This window comes from Cetobacterium sp., assembly GCF_048470075.1.
Taxonomy (GTDB): domain Bacteria; phylum Fusobacteriota; class Fusobacteriia; order Fusobacteriales; family Fusobacteriaceae; genus Cetobacterium_A.
Map to the genome: position 1 here is coordinate 1 of NZ_DBGBQB010000327.1, position 3,816 is coordinate 3,816.

Sequence of the window (3,816 nt, forward strand, 5' to 3'; positions counted from 1 at the left end):
GATATAACTTTAGAGAGATTTTTAAGTTTCAATTTGGATATAGCTCAAAAAAATTATGATTTATTACATCTGTGTGGAGCATGGGGGAGAGAAAGAAATGTAACAACAACACCAATAAATCAGAATAAAGTAGTAATAGATAGTAAAAGGGGAGCAAGTAGTTCTAACAACAATCCTTTTTTAGCTTTAAAGGAAAAAAAAGCAGATGAATTTAAAGGGGAGTATATCGGTATAAATTTAGTTTATAGCGGAAATTTTATTGGTCAAGTCGAAAAGGATCACTATGATAATATAAGAGTTAATATGGGAATAAACCCTTTTAATTTTTCATGGATTTTGGAGAGAGGAGAATCATTTCAAGCTCCAGAAGTTGTTATAAATTATTCTGATTCTGGATTAAATATGTTAAGTCAAAATTATCATAAATTTTACCAAAATCATCTTATTAGAGGTAGATGGAAAAATAAAACTAGACCAATACTAATCAATAACTGGGAAGCTACTTATTTTGATTTCAATGAAGATAAAATTCTTCAAATAGCAAAAAAAGCTAAAGAGTTAGGTGTAGAGCTATTTGTTTTAGATGATGGGTGGTTTGGAAGCAGAGATGGAGATTCATCAGGATTGGGAGATTGGTGGAGCAATTTGGACAAATTACCAAGTGGGGTAGAGGGGTTATCTCAGAAAATAAATGAATTAGGATTACAGTTTGGTCTCTGGTTTGAGCCAGAGATGGTGAATCCTGATAGTCAACTCTATAAAAAAAATCCAAACTGGGCTTTATCTATTCCAGGAAGAAAATCTACTTTAAGTAGAAATCAACTAACTTTGGATTTGGGAAGAAAAGAAGTTAGAGAATATTTATACGAAAAAATATCTAAAATTTTGAAAAACTCTAAGATATCTTATATTAAATGGGATATGAATAGAAATATGACAGAGGTTTGGTCTGGTGTTTTAGAGGGAAAAAGACAGGGAGAAGTAGCTCATAGATATATATTGGGGGTTTATGAATTAATGGAACGATTAACAAATGAATTTCCAAGTATATTATTTGAATCATGTGCTGGTGGAGGAAATAGATTTGATCCAGGAATGCTTTATTATATGCCGCAGATTTGGACCAGTGATAATACTGATGCTATGGAGAGATTAAAAATTCAATATGGAACATCTATAGTATATCCAATATCATCTATGGGTGCTCACGTATCAGCAGTCCCAAACCATCAAACAGGAAGGGTTACATCTATAGGGACTAGAGCCAATGTTGCTTTTTTTGGAGCTTTTGGATATGAATTAGACTTAAATAAAATTAGTTCAAGAGAGAGGGAAGATGTAAAAAGGCAAATTGAATTTTTTAAAGAAAATAGAGAGTTATTACAATTTGGAACTTTTTATAGAATTGAATCACCTTTTGAAAATGAGTTTCAAAGGATATCTTGGATGGTGGTAAATGAGGATAAAAGTGAAGCAATAATTGGTGTATATAGAGTGTTATCTATACCAAATTCAACTTTTGATTATGTGATTGTTCCTGGGTTAAATCCAGATTTTAAATATAGCATTAAAGATGAGGATATTTTAGGTGAAGAGTTTTTTGGAGATGAACTTGCATATTCAGGGATTAAGTTTAGAAAAGTTGCTTTAGATATTCATGATTTTAAATCATTAGAAAAATTAGGAGATTTTAGAAGTAAGTTGTTCAAAATATCAAAAATATAGAGTTAAAAAAATGGGGAGTTATCAAAACTCCCTCATTTTTTAAAAATCAAATAGGATATTTAAAGATTCGCTCATAGTTGGATGTGTAAATATAAAATCTCTTAAATAGTGGTAAGTTTTCCCCTCTTCTATGGCCATAGTGATAAGATTTATAACTTCACTCGATTCAACAGAGTATAGAGAACAACCTAGAATTTTACCAGTTATTTCATCAATAACAGCTTTCAAAATCCCTTTCTCTTCTTCTAAAATTTTTGCTCTAGGAATAGATGAGACTGTAACTGATTTTGTTTTTACTTTATATCCTGCATTGATAGCTTCATTTTCAGTCATTCCAACTCTTGATAAAGTTGGTGAAATAAACACAGAATAAGGGATAAATTTTCTTGATTCAACTGTTAAAGTATTATTTCCTAAAAAATTACTTTTAATTATTCTAAAATCATCCAAAGATATATATGTAAATTGAGGACCTCCTTTAACATCACCTAAGGCATATATATGTGGAACATTTGTCTGTAATACTTCGTTAACTAAAATCCCTTTTTCAGAGTAATTAACACCAGCATTTTCAAGTTTCAAATCATCAATGTTTGCTTTTCTACCTGCTGCTATTAAGATACCATCAACTATTAGTCGCTCATCACTTCCATCTCTATTAAATAAAACTTCTACTTGATTGTTGGAAACGTTACTTAATTTTAAGATTTTAACTTTTGTTAATATATCAATACTTCTATTTTTAAAATCTTTTTTAACTTCCTCTCTAATTTCGGGCTCATCTTTTAGAAGAATATCATCATTACCCTCAAAAATAGTTACTTGTGAATGAAAGTTACTATAAATAGATGCAAATTCTAATCCTATGTATCCTCCACCAATTATTGCCAGTTTCTGAGGCAATTTTTTTAGTTCCATAATGGATGTACTAGTATAGATGTTTCTAACTTTTTCAATTCCATCAATTTTAGGGATAACTACTTTAGATCCAGTATTTATAAATATTTGATTAGCTTTTAAAATAATTTCATTTTGATTCTCAGTTACACTGATTAGATGTTCAGATTCAAAAGCTCCAATTCCGGTATAGATATCAACATTTTTAATAGAATTTAACTTATTGTAGTTAGACTCTCTTAATTTTTGGACAAGTGTGTCTTTTTTTTCTATAGCTTCTTTAAAGTCACTATCATTTTCTGACTCTCTAACAAGAATCTTTGTAGGAATACACCCCACATTTATGCAAGTTCCTCCATACATATTTTTATCTTTTTCAACTAAAGCTACATTTTTTCCTATACTTCCCAAAAATTCTGCAAGAGTTTTTCCACCTTTACCAAATCCTATTATAATAGCATCATAATTTTTTGCCTTTAAAATATCACATTTTTTCATAAAATTACTCCTTTAATATATGAATTTATTTATCTTATAATTAAAGATACTATTTTATTTTAAGTTTGTAAATTAGTCACAAAAAAGTAACCTGCTAAAACTATCTATAATATTTGTTGCTAATATACATTTTCAAAACTTATCATAAATTAAAATATAAAAGGAAAGAATTACTTTATTTGGTACACTTTAACGTCTTGAATTTTAATATGAGATCTACTTTAAAATTAAAAAGGAAGTGATTTGTTATGAAGTGTAACTGTGAAAGAGAAGAAAAAAAATTTGAAAGTTTAAATCCAGATATAGAGGGTGATGCAAGCGAAGTTATAGAAGAAGAGATTCAAGAAGCTATAGAGGATGAACTATTAGAGAATATAAAAATCTTTGATAATTTAATTTTACCAGAAGGTTTAGAAAAGGTTGGAGAGACGCCTTGGATGACTGAAAAAACAGTATTTTTAGATATTTTAAAAAGACATATGGCTCCAAAAGATAAATTGGGATATCTTCTTGTGAAAAAAGGGGAATTAGAGTTTATTTGGGAAGATGAAAAGGAAAAGATATATACAGTTAATCCAAAACATCCACTTATTATTTTTCCAGAAAGATATCATCATGTTATTTTAACAGGACCTGTAGAATTTAAAATTAAATTTTATAAATTTGATCTTGATATAGATAAACATATGAATGCTT

Annotated in this window: 3 protein-coding genes; 2 read left to right on the top strand and 1 reads right to left on the bottom strand. The window is 28.8% G+C overall.

Annotation, left to right across the window (positions count from 1 at the left end):
* Positions 1 to 1,725 (top strand): alpha-galactosidase (locus ACMOUI_RS11345; RefSeq protein ID WP_418965806.1); only part of this gene is annotated, 1,725 nt, incomplete at its 5' end.
* Positions 1,726 to 1,764: 39 nt separating this feature from the next.
* Here ACMOUI_RS11345 and ACMOUI_RS11350 read toward each other — a convergent pair.
* Entirely contained in the window at positions 1,765 to 3,120 is a 1,356-nt protein-coding gene (locus ACMOUI_RS11350; RefSeq protein ID WP_418965807.1) for an FAD-dependent oxidoreductase, read from the bottom strand.
* Positions 3,121 to 3,368: 248 nt separating this feature from the next.
* Here ACMOUI_RS11350 and ACMOUI_RS11355 point away from each other — a divergent pair.
* Positions 3,369 to 3,816: DUF1971 domain-containing protein (locus ACMOUI_RS11355; RefSeq protein WP_418965808.1), on the top strand; the 448-nt coding region annotated here is incomplete at its 3' end.